This is a genomic window from Lawsonella clevelandensis (genome assembly GCF_003241315.1).
GTDB lineage: Bacteria > Actinomycetota > Actinomycetes > Mycobacteriales > Mycobacteriaceae > Lawsonella > Lawsonella clevelandensis_A.
Window position 1 is genome coordinate 139,353 of record NZ_QFOZ01000001.1, and the last position, 19,282, is coordinate 158,634.

Here is a 19,282-nt window from a genome sequence, read left to right on the forward strand (position 1 = left end):
CAACACGGTGCATGAAAGGATGACACCAATGATTACGATGCCCAAAGAAACCACGATACATAGTCGTGCTCAGGCATCGACGGCCACGAATACCCACACACCAGCTGAAATATCCACGTCAGCTGAGACTGTAGAATCTCCGGCGGTATCACGCGAAAACTGGGATGAGATTGTTCGGACATACGCAGATTCCGTCTATGGCTTAGCATATCGTCTCAGTGGTAATGCGCAGGATGCAGAAGACCTTACACAAGAGACTTTTATTCGAGTGTTCCGCTCGCTTGATCGTTATCGCCCCGGAACCTTTGAAGGCTGGCTGCACCGTATTACGACTAATCTTTTCTTAGATCAAGTTCGCCATCGTTCTGTTCTTCGTATGGAGTGTCTCCCTGAGGATACAGAACGTGTCGTGTCTAATTCTGCTGGTCCCGCTGCAGTTGTTGATGAGAAAGTCCTGCATCCTGATCTACAGCGTGCACTGGATTCGCTCTCTCCTGATTATCGTGTGGCAGTAGTTCTTTGCGATATTGAAGGACATACCTATGAGGAGATTGCTGATCTACTGGGGGTAAAAATTGGGACAGTTCGTTCCCGCATCCATCGTGGTCGCGCCCAGTTGCGTGCTCAGCTCGGTAATACCAGGCCAGTTCTCGTATAATTCTTCATCTTTTCTTTCACCTGCTCTGGTAGTGTGCCATAAGCTCCGTATACTCGACTGTAGAGAGAGTTTTCTAGTTCTCTAGAGATTTTTTGGGGCGTGTAGGCGAAAGGTGGAGCATGGGCCATAAAACAGTGCCGTTTAGGTCCACAGAGCATCTTTCAGAAGAAGCCATCAGTGTGTATGTCGATGGCGTTATGCCTAATTACGTGCGTATGCGGGCGGAACAGCATCTCCGGCAGTGCCCGGAATGCCGGGCACTGGTTGAACAACAAAGACAAGCACGTGCACGTCTTCAACAGGCGAATAAACCTCTCAGTACTCCACACTCACTAGTTCGCAAGCTCCATGCTATTCCTGCAAACGATGAGGTCTTGCGTAAAATAGCAACTAGTGAGGGGTATGCCGCGGCTACGCACTATGCAGAAGATAACAATATGGTAAGTTCATTGCACACTATCGCCCAGAAAGAAGAGATACGTGAAGGATGGCGCGCAGTGGGAGCACATATCCGGATGCGCGTTCGCCATTTCACGCAAGGGATTTCACTGAAGTGGCAGAGCGGTTTTAGAAGCGAATAAGAGTGGTGAAAGAGAATTATGTTTAGCAATGTCGGCTGGGGGGAAATTCTCGTTATCCTCGTTGTCGCTGTCATCATTTTAGGTCCTGATCGTCTCCCAGATGCTGCTCGTCGCCTTGCTAAAGGACTACGTAAACTGCGTGATTGGGCTAATAATGCACAAGACCAGTTAAAAGATAACGTGGATGAAGAATTCGGGGATCTTAAAGAATTCCAGGAACCAGTAAAAGAAATTGCCCGTATTAAAACAATGGGACCGAAGGCTGCAGCCATCCACTACTTACTAGATGATGATGCGTCTGTTCTAGACGTTGATTTGGGGAAGAAAGATCTTACTTTTGATCTTAAAGAACTTAGCGGTCTCAATGATGTTGATGAATCAGCATTCCGGGCAGCACCTGAGCAACCGGTGCGTGGCCCTCATGAAGGTAGTGGGCATGAGGGCAGTGATGCGGTATCGGGAGCGACAAGGTTGCACAATCACACCACTACTTCTGCAGTAACTATTAATGATGGCATTGCGTCTACGGCTGAGGAAGCTGCTTTTAGTGCGGATGGTTTAGCGCGATATCGGCCGCAGGAAACGTCCTCCACGGAAGGAACAGGATCTCCGAGTGCTCCTCTTACAGTGGGGGATAGTTGGGAAGAATCTAACGAAGAAGATGTTGAGATTTCCTTTGATGAGGAAGACTAACTCAACAATCTTATTGCACCATATAAACTCACTGCCCTTCTCAGCACATAACCAGTGTTGAGAAGGGCAGTGTTATAGATATGGTTTCCTGTAGAGGAACGATAGTGGGATTAATGCGGCTGAATACCTAGCGACTGTCCAACAATGCTTTCGCGCTGTTCAAGAAGCTGATCAACAATATTATTGAAGGCTTTAGCCACAGTACTATCCGGGTGAGAAAGGACGATGGGGACGCCCGCGTCTCCTCCTTCACGAAGACGCACATCCATAGGAATCTGGTCCAACACGTTGACTTGGTATCCCAACATGCGGGTGAGATCCATAGCGACCGTCATACCGCCACCATTTCCAAACATTTCCACGGTGGAACCGTCAGGAAGCTCCATCCAAGACATATTTTCGATAACGCCAACAACTTTCTGCTTGGTTTGTGCCGCCATCATGCCGGAGCGTTCCGCTACTTCTGCAGCTGCCGTCTGTGGGGTTGTCACAATGAGGAGCTGGGAATTCGGGAGCAAGGAGGGGATAGAGAGGGCAATGTCGCCTGTTCCGGGGGGAAGATCGAGGAGGAGGAAGTCAAGATCGCCCCAGTACACGTCTGTCAGGAATTGCTGTAGTGCGCGGTGGAGCATGGGGCCACGCCAGACAACGGGAGCATTACCGGCGGTGAATTGAGCAATGGAAATACATTTCACACCATGCGCCTCAGGCGGCATCATCATGTCGTCTACTTTGGTAGGCGGCATAGTGGAGCCAAGCATGGGGGGAATGGAATGGCCGTAGATATCAGCGTCTAAGATGCCTACGGAAAAGCCGCGTTTAGCTAGGGTGGCGGCTAAGTTCACAGTGGTAGAGGATTTGCCAACTCCGCCCTTGCCGGAGGTGACGGCGTAGACGGTTGTATGATTACCGGGCTTATTAAAGGGAATATCTTTTTGGGCGCCAGGACCTTGTAGTTTTTGGCGCATTGCGCGTCGCTGTTCGTCCGTCATAACTCCCAAGGTGACGTCTACTGCAGTTACTCCCTCAACGCGAGAAACTGCTGAGATGACACTATCGCGGATGGAGGACTGTAAGGGGCAGCCCGCAATCGTCAGAAGAATAGCTACAGTAACGTGGCCATTGGGATCGATATCGACATTGTCTACCATTCCCAAATCTGTGATGGGGCGGTGAATTTCAGGGTCTTTTACAGTAGCAAGGGCAGCTTGTACCGCATCAAGATTTACAGCAGTCATGGATTTCAGTTTAGCGAGTGGAGAGAATAGTTATCGACTGGGCTCGCTTATAGCGTGCCAGACTATTGAGAAAATTTATGATGTCTCAGATGGTGCAGTAATAGCTGCGCTATCAGCATGTTCTTGCATATCAGAAGAATTAGATAAGTGGTCGAGTCGTTCATTGATCTTTTGTAACGTGTCATGGATCTCATCTAATTCATGGCGCATGTAGTCGCGTGTAACAGTCTCGCCTACCGCAATACGGACACCGGCAAGTTCACGGGCGAGGAATTCAGTATCAGCTTTAGTTTGGGCGGCACGTACACGATCTTCCTGCAGACTGACACGATCGCGATTCTCTTGACGATTTTGTGCCAGCAGAATAAGCGGTGCTGCATAGGCGGCCTGCGTCGAAAATGCCAAGTTGAGAAGGATAAAAGGGTAGGGGTCAAAAGCGTGGCGTGCTAGCACAATATTGAGGACGATCCACCCCACAACGAACACGGTCTGGTAGGCCAAATATTTGCCGGTACCTAGAAAACGCGCCACTACTTCAGCACGACGACCGACAGTTTCTGTATCGAAGATGCGTCGCCGACGTCCACTCAGCTGAGGAATATCGAGACGGTTATGATTATCTGTCATCATCTACCTCCCTTACTGCCATTTCTGCTTCGCGCCAGTTCTCCGGCAAAAGGTGGTCGAGCAGATCGTCAACGCTGACAGCACCCAGTAGGTGCCCGGTACTATCCACCACCGGTCCACACACCAAGTTATATGTGGCAAGGTAACGAGCTACCGATTCCGTGGAGGCTTCTGGGGTGAGCGCAGTGAGATCGGTATCAATGTAATCGCCAATGAGTGTTGATGGTGGTTCCCGAAGTAATCGTTGCGTATGCACAACGCCAAGATATTTCCCAGTGGGAGTTTGTGTAGGGGGACGCACGACATAGACAAGGGAGGATACGGCCGCAGAACGATCTGGATTACGAACATGCGCCAGTGCTTCTGCCACAGTTGTTTGTGCAGTCAGGATAATGGGTTCAGGCGTCATAATGCCGCCAGCGGTTTCAGGACTAAATGTAAGCAGGCGGCGGACTGTACCAGCGTCCTGCTTATTCATGAGGCTAAGCAGACTTTCTGCCTCGTGTGACGGCATTTCTCCAAGGACATCAGCGGCGTCATCGGGATCCATAGCTTCCAGAACGTCGGCGGCACGGGCGAGCGGTAACGCTGTAAGAAGCTCCGTCTGATCGTCATCGGGAAGCTCCTGCACAATATCGGCAAGACGCTCATCATCAAGTACAGAGGCCAATTCCAGACGCCGCTTTTGCGGAAGGCTAAGAATAGCGGAGGCAACATCTGCTGGGCGCATGTCCTCATATCGTTGGGCAAGAGCAGCCGCATCCTGCTCATTATTCAAAACAGTGGTGTTAGAGAACCCTTGAATAAATTCCCACTCCACTAGATGGATAGCACCGCGGCGGGAGAAGGGGCCGGTGCGACGGCGTACGGCTAGCCGGGAAACAATCCAGTCACGGCTTCGTGTTTGTTCAATTTCAACATCTGTGACAACGACGTTTTTACCGTCAAGATCTTCAATTTCAGGATCGCGTACCTGGACGATGGAGTCCACCATTTCGCCTAGTACTTGGATCTCCATAGGGTGTTGTTTGAAGGAACGGACAGTGACGTTTCCTGTCACGAGGGTGACGGCAGATTCAGAAAAACTCGCAATGCGCAGCATGGGGAGGAAGATACGGCGTCTATTGAGAAGCTGAATAACCAGCCCTACAGCACGAGGTGAAGAAGTGGGATCTTGCAGGGTAAGAACAACATCCCGAACGCGACCAAGTGATTCACCATCGGGGCCGAGAACGACAAGATTATCTAGTCGCCCTACGAAAACACGGTTAGGTGAGTTCATGTATTCAGTGTAATGCGTGCGGAATTAACACTGTAGCGTAATTAACACTGTAGGCATTGTCACATGTACTCCACAGTAAGATGCGGTGTGAAGTGCCACTATACTAGATGGACAGTGCTGGGTAGACGCAGTAGTGCGTATTGTCTGCGAGAGCGGTGTCATGAAAAAGAAATTTTCTGCTCCTTGGGCGCACAGAGTGTATAGAACGTACAGTGCGTACAGAAATACGCGCCATCTTTCCAGACGTACATTTCTTAGGATGGCTGGGTCTGCAGGAGTCCTCGGGTTGGGGGCAGCAACGGGCTGTAGTTTGGATGAGACCCTACAAAAGAATGTTATTCGTGGCACCACCATGGGAACGTATTATGCAATTACGTATCTCCATGATGGGAAAAATCCTTCTGTTGAGGATGTTCGTAAAAAGATAGAAGAACGGTTTTCCGCTATTAATCAGCAGATGTCCACCTATATTCCGGACTCTGAACTGTCTCGGTTTAACCAGTTCCGTGACGTTAATACTCCTTTTCCTGTTTCTTCAAACGTTATTACGGTGGTGCGGGAGGCTATCCGTCTTCATGCAGTTACTGCGGGAAAACTTGATGTTACTGTTGGGCCGTTAGTGAACTTGTGGGGGTTTGGCCCAGATGGCCGTGCGAATAGGGTACCTACCGACGCTGAGATTAGGAGAGCTAAAGCACAGTGCGGCATCAATAATTTGGACATTGTTGGGGATGCACTGGTGAAGAAAATTCCGGACCTTTATGTTGATCTATCTTCTATTGCTAAAGGCTTTGGGGTGGAATACATTGCCGATGAATTAGAAGCATTGGGAATAGACCGTTACCTAGTGGATGTGGGGGGAGAGGTGCGCGGCCTGGGGGCTAGTGCGCATGGTGGTCCGTGGCGGGTAGCAGTAGAACGCCCGATATCGCAAGAGGATACGTTCTTAGACCGGATGGTGCATTTAGCCGATTCTTCAGTAGCCACATCGGGGGATTATCGTAACTATTTTGAAAAGGACGGGCATCGTTATTCGCATACGATTGATCCGAGTACTGGCCGCCCTATTACTCATAATCTTGCCTCGGTAACTGTTATGCATCATTCGTGTATGACGGCTGACGGGTTGGCGACGGGCCTTGACGTATTGGGACCCGATAAAGGTATGGAACAGGCTATAAAAATGGATATAGCTTGCACCATGATTGTTAAAGAAGGCGGGACATTCCACGAAAAAATGTCACCGGCCTGGCGTCGACAAACAGAATAAAGAGTAACAGAGTAGAGATTAGAGCCATTTCTTTCGTCTGAAGACCATGTACATAGTGACTGACCAGACCACCATGAGGGCAACGACAACATAGTAGGCTCCGTGAACTTCAAGCAAGGGCATGAATGTGAAGTTCATACCGTAGATGCTGGCGATAAGTGTGGGGACGGCAATGATGGCAGCCCATGCAGACAATGCACGGCTAATAACGTTTTGCTCAACGCCTACTTTTGCAGCTGCAGCAGCGATGAGGGAGCTGAGCACTTCATCGAATCCGTGCACGTCTGATATGGCGCGCAGGAGGTGGTCTTCAACGTCGCGGAAGTAACTGCGGATATCTTCGTCTACGTAGATTTGGTCACTGTTGCACAGTTCGTGGAGTGGTGTGCGGAGTGGCGAGATGAGGTGTTTAATTTCCAGCACTTCTCGTTTTACGGCATAAATTTCATCAATGTCGATATCGGTGTTGGGATCGAAGACTTCCTCTTCTAGGTCGTCAATATCGTTATCCATGAGTGCTGCGACTTTAAGATATGAGTCCACAACATGGTCGACGACGCTGTAGAAACACATCATGGGACCTTGTGCTAGATCCTCGGGATTGTGCGAGAGGCGTTTGTGGACTCTATCGAGGCTGTGACCGTTGCCGTGTTGTATAGAGATAAAGTAGTTTTTACCTGCGACAAGAACCACTTCACCTGTTTCAACGGCGTCTGCAGGATTGTCGATAACTTCGTGGTCAACATAGCGGAGGGTGCGGGCTACTAGGGTAAGGGAATCGTCGAAGGACTCAAGTTTGGGGCGTTGGTGGTCGGTAGAGCAGTCTTCTACAAGGAGTTCGTGTAGATTGTAGACACGCCCTACGTGTGTCATCTGCCGACGATTCGGGTCGCGGAGTTGTAGCCATACGAAATGTCCGGGATGCTCTTCTACCCAATGGAAGCCACTGCGATAGTCGAACGTGCGGTCAATGTGGTGTCCGTTCTCATCATAAACATCGCATCCTGTGGTTGCTTCAGCAGTGGGGATATGGGCATTCTCTCTAGACTCTTCGTGAGTATTTTTCTGAGGGTTGAAGAGTTTATCCCAGAAGGTAGTAAAACCCATTGCACGCTCCTGTAGATGAGGTAGGCGGACTAGAGAGTAGTTAGTGGTCGGATGGCATGTGCTGCAAATCATGATAGTAAGCGACACATTCATCGTAGCGGGGAAGTGCTTCAGATTCTTTTACAGCTCTTAATGTGGGCGCTGCTTGATCTTTCTCTGACAGTGTTAGGCAACTTTTATTACCGAGACCGTATTTTTCACACCATGTGTTAAATGGCAGTGAAAGAGTTGGGTCAAATGGGTTAATGCCATGTTCAGCAGGCGGATTATAGGCCTCTGAACAGAGATAATTTAAAGCTGCATCATCGGTGAGTCCAATAACAAGGTGTCCCATTCCCTCGGGGAGAAAGACAGCTTTTCCACTATTAGGTGACAACTCGACGGCAACATGTTGAGAAAAAGTTGGAGAACCTACACGGAGGTCTACAAGGACATCTAATAAACGCCCGCTAGCTGCATAAACGTACTTGGATTGTCCTGGTGGAACATCTGCGAAGTGGATTCCGCGAACGGCGCCACGGTGAGTGGGGCTAAGGTTTGTTTGCTTTACAGCCAGTTTATAGCCAACCGTATCGATAAAGGTAGGGGCATGAAATGGGGCTGAAAAGAAACCCCGTTTATCCGGGAAGGTGGGGGCTTCAAAGAGAAAACACTGAGGAAGAGGAAGTTGTACTACATGCATGGAATGGAAGTTTACCTGTCGCTAGGATAAGACGAGTAAGGGTATTGTCTCTTACATCACTAGTGAGAAATATTGTGACGTGAAGGGGATACAAGTGACACAGACTATCACAACACGTAATAACGCCGATGACGGTATGTTCACTGCCGCAATTAATGAAGATGCGGTAACAGAAGAAGAAGTATTGAAGTATCACCTCGATGGAAAACTCGATATCGCGCTGCATTCTCCACTAGATACCCAGCACGATTTATCAGTTGCCTACACCCCTGGAGTAGCTCTCGCATGTAACGACATCTACGACAAACCAGAAGATGTCAGGCGCTACACCTGGGCAGGACGCCTGGTCGCCGTTATTAGTGACGGAACTGCAGTGCTTGGGCTGGGAAACATTGGTCCAAAAGCCGCACTCCCCGTTATGGAAGGTAAATGCGCACTGTTCAAACAGTTCTCCGGGCTCAATGCTATCCCGATTGTACTAGACACTACCGACCCCGATGAGATCGTCGAGACATGTATCCGTCTACAACCCAGTTTCGGCGCAATCAACTTGGAGGATATCTCTGCACCGCGCTGCTTCGAAATCGAAAACCGTCTGAAAAAAGAACTCGATATTCCCGTCATGCACGACGATCAGCATGGTACAGCGGTTGTTGTCCTTGCCGGTATGATTAATGCCTGCCGGTTTACCGGGCGCAAAGCAGAAGATCTGAAAGTTGTTGTTTCGGGTGCCGGTGCTGCCGGCGTTGCCTGCACAAAAATTATTCTCAATGCGGGAGTCAAAAACATTGTGGTGTTAGATTCCCATGGCATTATTTCGCGCGGTCGAGATGGTCTTAACCCCGTAAAAGAAAAACTGGCTAAGATCACCAACCCGAACAATATCGTCGGTGGACAGGAAGAAGCACTGCGCGATGCTGATGTTTACGTGGGAGTGTCTTGCGGACATGTACCAGAAGACGTTGTGAAGACCATGGCTCCTGACGCCATGATCTTCTCGCTCTCTAACCCCGACCCGGAGATACCTATCGACGTTGCACACCGGCATGCTTCCATTGTCGCAACGGGCCGTTCTGATTATCCCAACCAGCTCAACAACGTTCTCGCTTTCCCCGGTATTTTCCGAGGAGCTTTGGACGCGTGTGCTACCGATATCAGTGAAGAAATGCTGCAGGCAGCCGCCTATGCCATCGCTGACGTTATCGACCCGGATGACTTAGCAGCTGACTACATCATTCCATCGCCACTCGATACACGGGTATGCCCAGCCGTCACAGCTGCTGTGAAAGCTGCTGCAGAAAAAGCTAAGCAATCGTAACTATTACTGCGGTAGCGTAGTCGAAAATACTGTATCCATCAGTAGATTTTGCTCGGCATGGTTAACACTGGAAACACCAGTAGCCGGTGCCGACATACTGCGCCGTGAGAAGTGCTCAAAAGGTGGAAGATTCCCAACGACCGTAGGGAGTTTCACCTTGAGGAATGGCCATGCTCCCTGGTTAGACGGTTCTTCCTGGACCCATACGACTTTCTCGACCTGTGGGTAGCGCGCTACAAGCTCGTAGAGACGTCGGAAGGGCACAGGATAGATTTGCTCCAAACGAGCAATTGCCAGGTCATAGCGGCTCTCTGCATCGCGGCGGCGAGCCAACTCGTAATACACCTTGCCAGAGCAGAGCACTAAGGTCTTTACCGAGCTAGGGTCATGTAGCTGTGTGCGGTCGTAGAAATACGGGTCGTCAATAACAGACCGGAATTTGCGCTGCGTAAAATCTTCCAGGGGGCTGGTGGCTGCTTTCATTCGCAACATAGACTTCGGCGTCGCCACAATAAGCGGACGAACGATACTAGAAAGAGTATGGCGACGAAGTAGATGGAAATAATTGGCTGGCGTAGAGGGCTGCGCAATTGTCATATTGGACTCAGCACACAGTTGTAGATAACGCTCAATACGTGCAGAAGAGTGATCCGGTCCCGCCCCTTCTTGCCCATGGGGAAGAAGCATAACGAGCCCTGAACACTGGTTCCACTTAGCCTCCGCGGAGGAAACGTACTCGTCGACAATAGTTTGTGCACCATTGGCGATGTGCCTCCCAACAGACAAGAGCATCGGTGTGGGCCACACTGTATCCGTATTCCACGCCCAGTCCAGCGAACTCGGATAGTGACGAATTATAGATATCAAAGTGCCCGCCGTGAGTTTGGGCAATAGCCCGGAGCGGACTATAAATATTGCTATTTTTCCTATCTACGATAATGGCGTGGCGTTGTGTGAACGTACCGCGACAACTATCCTCTCCCGCAATACGAATATCGCGTCCCTCCTGGAGTAGTGACCCCCAGGAAAGAAGTTCCGCCATCGCCCAGTCAACCTTGCCTTCGCGCGTCATCCGGTAGCGGGATTCCAGAATGGGCTTTACTCGTGGGTGAACAGAGAAGCCTTCGGGGACATTGATGAAGGCATCACCAATCTCTTCCAAACGTTCAGCAGAAATAGCAGTTTGAAGATTGTAGGGAACACGCTGCTTGGTAGCAACAGAGTGGGAGAGCGGTGCAGATTCCTTCTCCAGTTCTTTAACCTGTTGGAAAACGTTTTCAAGTTCTCCACGGTAATCCTGCATAGCAGTTTCTGCTTCTTGTGTGGTGATGTCTCCACGCCCAATGAGAGTTTCCAAGTAAGACTGCCGCACGGAGCGTTTATTGTCGATAATGTCGTACATGGCAGGCTGCGTCATGGAGGGGTCGTCAGCCTCATTGTGGCCCCGGCGACGGTAGGAAACTAGGTCAATAACAACATCTTTAGCGAAGCGCTGGTTAAATTCGACTGCAGCGCGAGCAACGCGGACACATGCCTCCGGATCATCTCCATTGACGTGGAAAACAGGAACGCCAAAAGCTTTCGCAATATCAGTGCAGTATTCGCTAGAGCGTCCCTGCGAAGGAGAAGTCGTGAAACCGATTTGGTTATTCACCACAATATGGACAGTGCCACCCACGTTATAGCCTTCCAATAACGCTAAATTGAGAGTTTCGTAGGCTACACCTTGGCCGGAGAAAGCGGCGTCGCCATGCAGCATAAGCGGCATGACGGGATACTCTGTCAGCTGCTCTGCTTGTTGTTCTGTTTGTCGTTTTTCAGAATCGTCGTGCGAAGTGTGGTCTGTTGTGCGAGCGAGAAGATCCTGCTTGGCTTTGACAATGCCAATAAGAACTGGGTCAACGGCCTCCAAGTGGGAAGGATTGGCGGTGAGCGTCACTTTAATGTCGTTATCGCCATACATCTGGTAGTGGATACCTTCGGATCCCAAATGGTACTTCACGTCGCCGGAGCCCTGCTGTTCAGTGGAGAGCATATTGCCTTCAAATTCACTGAAGATCTGCTTGTAGGGTTTGCCGACGATATTAGCGAGGACGTTAAGGCGACCCCGATGTGGCATGCCGATAACAACTTCCTGCACATGATGGTCGGCGGCAACATCAATAATGCGATCCATCATAGGGATGAGGGATTCAGAGCCTTCGAGGGAGAAGCGTTTCTGCCCCACATATTTTGTTTGGAGGAAAGACTCAAATGCCTCTGCCGCAATAAGAGTAGTGAGTGTGAGTTTTTGATCCTTGTTGGAGAGAGGAGCATTCGTATTCTCCACATAGGTACGGATCCATTCACGCTGCTCATTGTCAAGAATATAGGTGTACTCGACAGTCATTTTTCCGCAATAGGCACTGCGGAGAATTGTCATGACGTCACGCAGTTTCATACGTTCATGCCCGGCTAACCCACCTACTGCAAACTCACGATCGAGGTCCCATATAGTTAGCCCATACGTGGCAATGTTGAGATCGGGATATGTTTGGCGTTTGCGACCAGGTTCGCTGAAATTCAGTGGGTTCGTATCCGCAATTAGGTGACCGCGATCGCGGTAGGCCTCAATAAGCTGGAGAACTCGGGCGTCCTTATTAACACTGTGGGAGGTAATATCACGACGCCACCGCCATGGTTCGAAAGGCAGATTAAGACTCGTAAAGATCTCGTCGTAGAACTCATCGGACAGCAATAATTTATGAATGGTTCCCAACCATTCGCCAGATTCAGCGCCCTGGATAATGCGGTGATCATAAGTGGAGGTAACCGTCAGCATCTTGCCGACACCTAATTCAGCGAGACTCGTCTCACTCATTCCTGCATATTCTGCCGGATATTGCAGTGCACCAACACCGAGAATACATCCCTGACCAGGTGTGAGGCGGGGGACAGAATGAATAGTACCAATTCCGCCCGGGTTAGTGAGTGATATGGTTACTCCCGCAAAATCAGCTGCAGTAAGTTCACCATTGCGGGCACGTGCCACAATATCTTCATAGGCAGCGACGAACTGTCGAAAGTCCATATTTTCGGTTTCTTTAATGGCAGCAACAACTAGGGAGCGGCCACCATTTTTCCCGCGTAGATCTACCGCTAAGCCAAGATTGATATGGTCTGGCTGTACACGCGTGAAATGCCCATCTTTTTCTTCCAGACGGCAGTTCATATTCAGATACGCTTTTATAGCTTGAATCATGGCGTAGCCAATAAGGTGAGTGAAAGAGACCTTCCCGCCGCGCGTTTTCGCAAGATAACTATTAATGAGAAGACGGTTCTCTATCATCAACTTTGCGGGGATAGACCGCACCGAGGTCGCCATGGGAATATCGCGAGAAGCGTTCATGTTGCGGGCAATTGCACGAGCCACACCACGGAGCGGGGTCATTTCTTCCGCTTCTAGGGTTGGATACGTGGGACCAGTAGGTTGCTCCACGTTGTACATAGTGGTGAGGGCATCTTTCGCGGCAGAACGTACCTTTTCTGTGGAAACACGCTCAACATGAACAGGATCTGCGGCAGTCTCCGAATAGTTGTAGTCGGAGAGGAAGGCTGTGGGGTTGGTGGGGCCACCGGGTTCAGAGATAACTTTTTCTTCTCTTTGTGGAAGGACGTGTGTGGGGGTGGGGATTAACCGGTGATCAGTAAAGTAGGCGCGCCAAGATTCATCAACACTGTCTGGATCAGGTACCTAGAAAGTAGAGAGAGTGATTTAAGTTACAGAAAAGCATGTAAGAATAAGTAAATTTTAACTGCAGCACGCTGTCCGCACGCCATCCCGATTAGGATAATGCTGTACATATGCCCCGCTACGCGACAACCTCACTACCTCGTGGAGAGCACCAACACCATGCGTATGAATAAAGAAGATCGTCGAGCGCACCTTATAAAAGCAGCTATGATCGTTGCTCGGCGAGAAGGTTTCGCACAAGTTACCACCCGTGCCGTAGCCCAAGAAGCCGACATCTCCCTTGGTGTAGTGCACTACTGTTTTCAAGATAAAGAAGAACTGCTCTACGAAATGGCTGCTCATACCATTAACGAAATTATTTCTACCATCACCAACAGCGTGCGCACCACCGTTTCCCGAACAGAGTCAAACAGTATGACAGGGCTCAGTATTACCGGATTAGAAGAAGCGTTATACAGCGATGCCATTAGAGTCCTCAACGAAACATCCGCCAAAGCCGAAAACTCTCCACTGATATACGAGATCATCTCGTACGCATTCCACAACTCGAATAAACGCTTTCAAGATCTCATCACCCGCTACTACAATTCCCTCACCCAACTGTTCTGCAATTACCTCGAACTAATAGCGCAACGCACCGCCGTTGTCTGGTCAATGGATCTCAACCAGTTAGCATCCGTTATCGTCGACCTTATGCATGGCTATCTCCTCCGGCACCTCAGTCTCCGAACTCCCCAAAAACCCGCTCTAGCAAGTAGCGCGGATGCCATGAAAGTGGTGGAAGAGTCCCTTACCCTCGTCATACGGACAATTGTCCGTAATGCCGAAAAACGTCCCGTCTCTCTCCCCCTACACTAGAAGGTATGACGATCACTAGCGCACATTCTCTTCCCGCACGAGACTGGAACGACTGGGACACTCTTGGCAGCGAAGCCGTAGCATTCACACAAGAGCTCATCCGCATCCCCTCCGTTAATACTGGCGACCCCGATATTGGTGACGGGGAAGACCGCTGCATTCACTTCATTGCCGACAAACTCGCTGAAGTAGGAATAAAAGGGGACTACCTAGCATCCCGCCCGGGACGCGGAAACTATCGCATCATTATCCCCGGAGACGACCCACATGCGCTTCTCCTCCACGGACACGTCGACGTCGTCCCCGCCAACGCCGACGAATGGGACCACCCCCCATTCAGCGGTGACATTATTGACGGCTGGATCTGGGGACGAGGCGCTGTCGACATGAAAGATTTTGCCGGCATGATGCTGGCAGTCGCCCGCCACTATGCACTTAGCGGCATGCGACCAGCACGCACTCTCATGATGGTGTGGTTCTCGGACGAAGAACACGACGGAGTATGGGGATCCCACTGGCTCGTTGACCACCATCCTGAATGGTTCACAGGCGTAACCCAAGCACTCAGCGAAGTGGGAGGCTTCTCCGTCACCCTTCCCGGCTATCCAGATAAGCGAATCTATCCCCTCGCTGTTGCCGAAAAGGGGGTAGCGTGGGCACGGCTTAGTGCTACAGGTCGCGCCGGGCACGGTTCACGCCCCTCCGGAACTAATGCAGTATCAGTAATTGCGCGTTCTGTAGCAGCGATCGCCCGCTATCAATTCCCCATTGTCCATACTCCAGCACTGGATGCTTTCTTGGACACAATCACCGAAGTAACAGGCCAGCAGTATGACGATGATGACCTCGATACCGCCACTGAAGAGTGGGGATTCTTAGGGCCCGTTGTGCGTGCTAGTTTGCGTCATACCGCCGCCCCCACACAGCTGCATGCCGGCTATGCAGTGAATGTTATCCCAGCTGAAGCAACAGCAACTATCGACTGCCGTGTTCTCCCCGGGCATGAAGAAGAGTTTTTCCACACTGTTGACACGCTGCTGCGTACTGAATTGGGGGAAGACTATGAAGCACTCACCATTGAGTGGGAGCAACCCAATGCCGTATCCAGTGACCCCCATGCACCCTTTGTGGATACTGTGCGGGCATCTCTTGCTACGACTGACCCCGCTGGGGTAGTGGCACCCTACCTCCTACCAGCTGGAACAGATAATAAGTTCCTGCAGCATCTAGGTATTGAATGTTTCGGCTTCGTGCCCCTGCAACTTCCCAGCGACTATGACGGTTTTGGCCATTTCCATGCAAAAAACGAACGAGTCCCCGCCAGTGCCGTCCATGGCGGTGCCCGCGTACTAGCCCATCTCACTCAGCATGCATAAACAGAAGAGACAAGAGACGCGGGAGACTCCACATACGCGATCTCGGGAAGCTCTCCCACAGGGAGTCTGGGTCCTCGTAGGGGCAGCATTTCTCATAGCCATTGGCTATGGGCTTATTACGCCAGTGCTACCACAGTATGCGCACAGTTTTGGTGTGAGTGTTATGGCGGCATCCGCCATTGTTAGTGTGTTTGGCTTTATGCGATTGGTCTTTGCACCAGCGTCCGGCAAACTTATTAATGCATTAGGCGCGCGTCCCATGTACATCACTGGTCTTTTTATCGTGGCCGCGTCCACATTGGCAACGACTTTTGCTCACGGTTACTGGGAACTTATTGTCTACCGTGGTGCAGGTGGCATTGGATCCACACTGTTCACTGTTTCCGCCACCGCCATGATTGTTCGCATGGTTCCCGCACACATGCGGGGACGCGCCACCTCGGCATACGGTGGTGCCTTTCTCATCGGTAATATTGCTGGCCCCGTGGTGGGTGGCATGTTGGGGCACGTGGATATTCGTCTGCCTTTCTATGTCTATACAGTGGCGCTATTGTTGGCGATCATTGTTGTGTGGCAGATGCTTCCCGCTGGGCGTATCCCGCAGGCTGCTGATAATACGGACAATGCCAAAGAAGATAAAAAGAACTGTGAAGAGTCCTCATCACCACAGCACACAACATCTTCTACTACAGTGTGTACTCCTGAGCTGAAGCTACGAGACGTCAAGCGGGATAGCGCCTACTGGGCCTGCCTAGCGACAAACTTTTCTAACGGGTGGGGAAACTTCGGTGTCCGCGTAGCACTCTTACCGCTTTTCGTTTCCTCTCTTCTTCATACAAATGGGGCAGCGCAAGCTGGTATCGCCATGGCTATTTTTGCCATTGGAAACGTTGTGGCGCTCTACACTACACGCCACTGGTCAGATCGGTGGGGGAGGCGTCCACTCATTATTGGTGGACTCATTCTCTGCGGAATAATGACGATACTTCTTGGGCAAGGAACAAACATTGGCGTCATCTACGGCCTTTCCTTTCTCGCCGGTCTCGGTGGGGGCGTGATTAACCCCGCCCAGCAGGCTGCTATTGGGGATGTTGTAGCAGGTTATCGTGCTGGCACAATATTGGCATCGGTACAGATGTCCTCAGATCTTGGATCTATTGTGGGAACATTGGCGGCTGGCGCTATTGCGGATGCATTGGGCTATACCTGGGCATTCGGCATTACCGGCATTGTTTTGACGGTAAGTGCTCTGGCCTGGGTCCCGGCACGTGAAACGCTACCGTCAGTAACAGAAAACTGTACTACCTCTCGCTCCCTTTAGGTTTCCGCAGGTAGTAGCAGGTAGTATAGGATCCGATGACTACTGTCGAAACATTTTCTGACTTCGCTCTGCCCGCTCCGATTCTTCAAGCAATCAGTGACCTCGGTTTCGAGTCCCCCAGCCAAATTCAGGCTGCTACTATCCCTCTCCTCCTTGCCGGAAAAGACGTTGTGGGCATGGCCCAAACCGGTACCGGCAAAACTGCCGCTTTTGGCCTACCCATGGTGGCGTCAATTGACCCCGAGCTTAAAGCTCCCCAAGCTCTCGTTCTTGCCCCTACCCGTGAACTCGCCCTGCAAGTAGCGGACGCAGTGTCTACCTTCGCCCGGCACCTGCCCGGTGTGAAAGTTCTCCCCATCTATGGGGGACAGTCCTACGGTGTCCAGATCGCTGGATTAAAACGCGGGGCACAGATTATTGTGGGCACCCCCGGGCGCATCATTGACCATCTCTCTAAGGGAAAACTCGATCTTTCCGAACTGCGTTATCTTGTGCTCGATGAAGCTGATGAGATGCTCAAGATGGGGTTTCAGGAGGATGTTGAAGAGATCCTCTCACAGACTCCCGAGACGCGTCAGACCGCGCTTTTCTCCGCGACGATCCCGCCGGCTATCCGGCGCATTTCGGAGTCATATCTCACCGATCCGCAACAAATTGAGATTGAGACTCCCACCACCACTAACGCCAATATCGAACAACGCTACGTGATTGTTAACCAGCGATCCAAGATTGATGCGCTTACTCGTATCCTCGAGGTAGAGACCTTCGAGGCCATGATTCTTTTCGTCCGCACCAAGCAGCAGACCGAAGAGATGGCCGATAAGCTACGGGCACGTGGCTACGGTGCCGCCGCCATTAACGGTGATATGGTGCAGGCGCAGCGTGAACGCACCATTAACCAGCTCAAAGAAGGCGCACTCGATATTCTTATTGCCACCGATGTGGCTGCCCGCGGCCTTGATGTTGACCGTATTAGCTACGTCCTCAACTACGACATGCCGCATGACCCCGAGTCTTACGTTCACCGCATTGGGCGTACTGGCCGCGCCGGTAGAACTGGCCAGGCACTGCTTTTCGTCACGCCGCGCGAGCGCCGCATGATTAAACAAATCGGGCGTGTCACAGGGCAGTCTCTGGAAGAAGTCAAACTTCCCAGCGTGGACGATGTGAACGAAACCCGCGTGCGCCGCTTCAACGAGTCCATCACCCACGCTTTAGAAGACGAACACCTGGATCTTTTCCGCGGGTTCGTACAACTTTATGCAGCAGATACCGGCGTCGACATGGTAGATATTGCTGCCGCTTTAGCAGTACAAACCGTCGATGACACTGAGGATTTCCTCCTTACCGAGGAACTAGAAGTAGAGGACTACCAGGGGCGGCAACGTTCCTTCTCCCATGGTGGAAAGCGTAAAGAAGGACGGCACCAGTCACGCAGTGGCAAAGATCTCGTGTCCTACCGTATTGCTGTTGGCAAACGCCATAAAGTCACCCCCTCCAGCATTGTGGGCGCTATTGCGAATGAGGGCGGTATCAGTAGTGCCGATATTGGCCACATCTCTATCCGGGGTGACCATTCCCTCGTCGACATGCCAGCTGACCTTCCCCAAGAAGTCTTCGATAATCTCCAGAAGACACGGATTTCTGGGCAGCTTATTCACCTGGAGTTGGATCCGGGCCCGCCCGCCAACCGCCCCGGTGCACTAAAGCAGGCAAAACGGGATAAGAAACAGAAGGGCAATTACAAACGCCCCAAGAAGTACTCCCGCAAGCAAAATCATGACCGGAGTGACTGGAAAAATCGGAATAATCGGAAAGACTGGAATCCCCGATCTACAAAGAGCTACCAGCCAGGTGGTAAAGGGTATTCCAAGAAAAATGATTTTTCCGGGCATAAGCACGGCAAAAAGCACTAAGAGTGCACTAGGAACGGTGACATAGTCGGCGCGCTCCGGAAAGCGCATGCCAATCAGCTTCCGTAATAGCAAGCTGATAGTAAATGGCGACAGTAAGGTAGCGTGCCGCATACCAACACTGAGATCCCTTCCACGGCGGTAGCCATTCACTGGGGGTACTGTCGCCCTTGTCGATATTGACATCGCCAGACACAACAACCAGATTGCGTTCTATATCGTTGGCAAAACTTGTCCGTTTCCGCTGCGGCCACTGGGCTGCCCCCAAATCCCAAGCGGCTGCCAGTGGGAACAAGTGGTCAATATGTTTCTGACGACGCTGTTGGGGAAGAGGCTGCCCAGTATAAGGATCCAGTGGTGAAGAGAGGTTACGCAGCATATCAGAGCGCGTATCGACACCATTATGGCTGCCTGGTGCGTCAGAATTATCAGTCCAGGGCTCCCCAAAACTACACGCAGACGTGCCTGTACAGGATCTCTCATAGCCCAGTACATGATGTCGCGTAGAAACAACACGAACACGCGCAAGAAGTTTGCTGACATCATCGCGGGAGGGGCTACCCGGCCATTGCTGTCGGGGAGGAATCCACTGCAAACCCATCATCACCAGCGCAATCACGAGCGG

At 51.1% G+C, this 19,282-nt stretch carries 15 protein-coding genes and 1 pseudogene; 9 read left to right on the forward strand and 7 right to left on the reverse strand.

All coding sequences use genetic code 11. The features are described 5' to 3' along the window. Positions 1-28 precede the first annotated feature (28 nt). The 3 genes from sigE to tatB all read left to right on the forward strand — a co-directional run bounded on the left by sigE (position 29) and on the right by tatB (position 1,932). Entirely contained in the window at positions 29-658 is a 630-nt protein-coding gene (sigE, locus tag DI579_RS00635; protein ID WP_290595505.1) for an RNA polymerase sigma factor SigE, read from the forward strand. A gap of 119 nt (positions 659-777) precedes the next feature. Beyond that, positions 778-1,239, forward strand: coding sequence for an anti-sigma factor (locus DI579_RS00640; RefSeq protein WP_290595504.1), 462 nt, complete (start codon positions 778-780; stop codon positions 1,237-1,239). A gap of 18 nt (positions 1,240-1,257) precedes the next feature. Next, entirely contained in the window at positions 1,258-1,932 is a 675-nt protein-coding gene (gene tatB, locus DI579_RS00645; RefSeq protein ID WP_290595503.1) for a Sec-independent protein translocase protein TatB, read from the forward strand. Positions 1,933-2,042: 110 nt separating this feature from the next. Here tatB and DI579_RS00650 read toward each other — a convergent pair whose 3' ends face one another. The 3 genes from DI579_RS00650 to DI579_RS00660 all read right to left on the reverse strand — a co-directional run bounded on the left by DI579_RS00650 (position 2,043) and on the right by DI579_RS00660 (position 5,079). After that, complete coding sequence (locus tag DI579_RS00650; RefSeq protein ID WP_290595502.1) at positions 2,043-3,170, reverse strand: Mrp/NBP35 family ATP-binding protein; 1,128 nt, start codon at positions 3,168-3,170, stop codon at positions 2,043-2,045. Positions 3,171-3,245: 75 nt separating this feature from the next. Continuing rightward, positions 3,246-3,797 carry a DUF1003 domain-containing protein gene (locus DI579_RS00655; RefSeq protein WP_303678540.1) on the reverse strand — a complete coding sequence of 184 codons (552 nt, stop codon included), beginning with the start codon at positions 3,795-3,797 and terminating at the stop codon, positions 3,246-3,248. Continuing rightward, positions 3,787-5,079, reverse strand: a complete 1,293-nt coding sequence (locus tag DI579_RS00660) for a CBS domain-containing protein (RefSeq protein ID WP_290595501.1) — start codon at positions 5,077-5,079, stop codon at positions 3,787-3,789. Before DI579_RS00660 ends, DI579_RS00655 begins: the two co-directional genes overlap by 11 nt. Before the next feature lie 259 nt (positions 5,080-5,338). Here DI579_RS00660 and DI579_RS00665 point away from each other — a divergent pair, with 259 nt between their 5' ends. After that, entirely contained in the window at positions 5,339-6,349 is a 1,011-nt protein-coding gene (locus DI579_RS00665; protein ID WP_290595500.1) for an FAD:protein FMN transferase, read from the forward strand. A gap of 18 nt (positions 6,350-6,367) precedes the next feature. Here the strand turns inward: DI579_RS00665 and DI579_RS00670 are convergent, their stop codons facing one another. Together DI579_RS00670 and DI579_RS00675 are read right to left on the reverse strand one after the other, a co-directional pair. Further along, entirely contained in the window at positions 6,368-7,456 is a 1,089-nt protein-coding gene (locus tag DI579_RS00670; RefSeq protein WP_303678541.1) for a magnesium and cobalt transport protein CorA, read from the reverse strand. Between the two features lie 40 nt (positions 7,457-7,496). Continuing rightward, complete coding sequence (locus DI579_RS00675) at positions 7,497-8,138, reverse strand: dTDP-4-dehydrorhamnose 3,5-epimerase family protein (protein WP_290595498.1); 642 nt, start codon at positions 8,136-8,138, stop codon at positions 7,497-7,499. 136 nt (positions 8,139-8,274) lie between these two features. On the opposite strand from DI579_RS00675, the gene DI579_RS00680 reads away from it, so the two are divergent. Continuing rightward, entirely contained in the window at positions 8,275-9,456 is a 1,182-nt protein-coding gene (locus DI579_RS00680; RefSeq protein ID WP_290595669.1) for an NADP-dependent malic enzyme, read from the forward strand. A 3-nt stretch (positions 9,457-9,459) separates the two neighbouring features. Here DI579_RS00680 and DI579_RS00685 read toward each other — a convergent pair. Further along, a pseudogene (locus DI579_RS00685) lies at positions 9,460-13,183 on the reverse strand (multifunctional oxoglutarate decarboxylase/oxoglutarate dehydrogenase thiamine pyrophosphate-binding subunit/dihydrolipoyllysine-residue succinyltransferase subunit); the annotation flags it as partial. Between the two features lie 165 nt (positions 13,184-13,348). Here DI579_RS00685 and DI579_RS00690 point away from each other — a divergent pair. Genes DI579_RS00690 through DI579_RS00705 form a run of 4 tightly spaced genes read left to right on the forward strand, consistent with a single transcriptional unit; the run spans position 13,349 to position 18,660 of the window. Continuing rightward, positions 13,349-14,047, forward strand: coding sequence for a TetR/AcrR family transcriptional regulator (locus DI579_RS00690; RefSeq protein WP_303678542.1), 699 nt, complete (start codon positions 13,349-13,351; stop codon positions 14,045-14,047). 5 nt (positions 14,048-14,052) lie between these two features. Beyond that, positions 14,053-15,423 (forward strand): M20/M25/M40 family metallo-hydrolase, encoded by a 1,371-nt coding sequence (locus tag DI579_RS00695; protein ID WP_303678543.1) that lies wholly within the window; start codon positions 14,053-14,055, stop codon positions 15,421-15,423. Beyond that, positions 15,416-16,744, forward strand: a complete 1,329-nt coding sequence (locus DI579_RS00700; protein WP_303678544.1) for an MFS transporter — start codon at positions 15,416-15,418, stop codon at positions 16,742-16,744. Before DI579_RS00695 ends, DI579_RS00700 begins: the two co-directional genes overlap by 8 nt. A gap of 35 nt (positions 16,745-16,779) precedes the next feature. Then, the gene (locus DI579_RS00705) at positions 16,780-18,660 is read left to right on the forward strand and encodes a DEAD/DEAH box helicase (protein ID WP_303678546.1); all 1,881 of its coding nucleotides are present in this window, start codon (positions 16,780-16,782) and stop codon (positions 18,658-18,660) included. 7 nt (positions 18,661-18,667) lie between these two features. Here the strand turns inward: DI579_RS00705 and DI579_RS00710 are convergent, their stop codons facing one another. Continuing rightward, positions 18,668-19,276 carry an HNH endonuclease family protein gene (locus DI579_RS00710; RefSeq protein ID WP_303678547.1) on the reverse strand — a complete coding sequence of 203 codons (609 nt, stop codon included), beginning with the start codon at positions 19,274-19,276 and terminating at the stop codon, positions 18,668-18,670. Positions 19,277-19,282: the final 6 nt, after the last annotated feature.

Excerpts from the sequence above, each read along its gene's own strand:
- DI579_RS00670 (WP_303678541.1), bottom strand. The coding sequence starts at position 7,456 with ATGGGTTTTACTACCTTCTGGGATAAACTCTTCAACCCTCAGAAAAAT.
- DI579_RS00655 (WP_303678540.1), bottom strand. The coding sequence starts at position 3,797 with ATGACAGATAATCATAACCGTCTCGATATTCCTCAGCTGAGTGGACGT.
- DI579_RS00695 (WP_303678543.1), top strand. The coding sequence starts at position 14,053 with ATGACGATCACTAGCGCACATTCTCTTCCCGCACGAGACTGGAACGAC.
- DI579_RS00690 (WP_303678542.1), top strand. The coding sequence starts at position 13,349 with ATGCGTATGAATAAAGAAGATCGTCGAGCGCACCTTATAAAAGCAGCT.
- DI579_RS00705 (WP_303678546.1), top strand. The coding sequence starts at position 16,780 with ATGACTACTGTCGAAACATTTTCTGACTTCGCTCTGCCCGCTCCGATT.
- DI579_RS00660 (WP_290595501.1), bottom strand. The coding sequence starts at position 5,079 with ATGAACTCACCTAACCGTGTTTTCGTAGGGCGACTAGATAATCTTGTC.
- DI579_RS00640 (WP_290595504.1), top strand. The coding sequence starts at position 778 with ATGGGCCATAAAACAGTGCCGTTTAGGTCCACAGAGCATCTTTCAGAA.
- tatB (WP_290595503.1), top strand. The coding sequence starts at position 1,258 with ATGTTTAGCAATGTCGGCTGGGGGGAAATTCTCGTTATCCTCGTTGTC.
- sigE (WP_290595505.1), top strand. The coding sequence starts at position 29 with ATGATTACGATGCCCAAAGAAACCACGATACATAGTCGTGCTCAGGCA.
- DI579_RS00675 (WP_290595498.1), bottom strand. The coding sequence starts at position 8,138 with ATGCATGTAGTACAACTTCCTCTTCCTCAGTGTTTTCTCTTTGAAGCC.
- DI579_RS00650 (WP_290595502.1), bottom strand. The coding sequence starts at position 3,170 with ATGACTGCTGTAAATCTTGATGCGGTACAAGCTGCCCTTGCTACTGTA.
- DI579_RS00665 (WP_290595500.1), top strand. The coding sequence starts at position 5,339 with ATGGCTGGGTCTGCAGGAGTCCTCGGGTTGGGGGCAGCAACGGGCTGT.
- DI579_RS00680 (WP_290595669.1), top strand. The coding sequence starts at position 8,275 with ATGTTCACTGCCGCAATTAATGAAGATGCGGTAACAGAAGAAGAAGTA.
- DI579_RS00700 (WP_303678544.1), top strand. The coding sequence starts at position 15,416 with ATGCATAAACAGAAGAGACAAGAGACGCGGGAGACTCCACATACGCGA.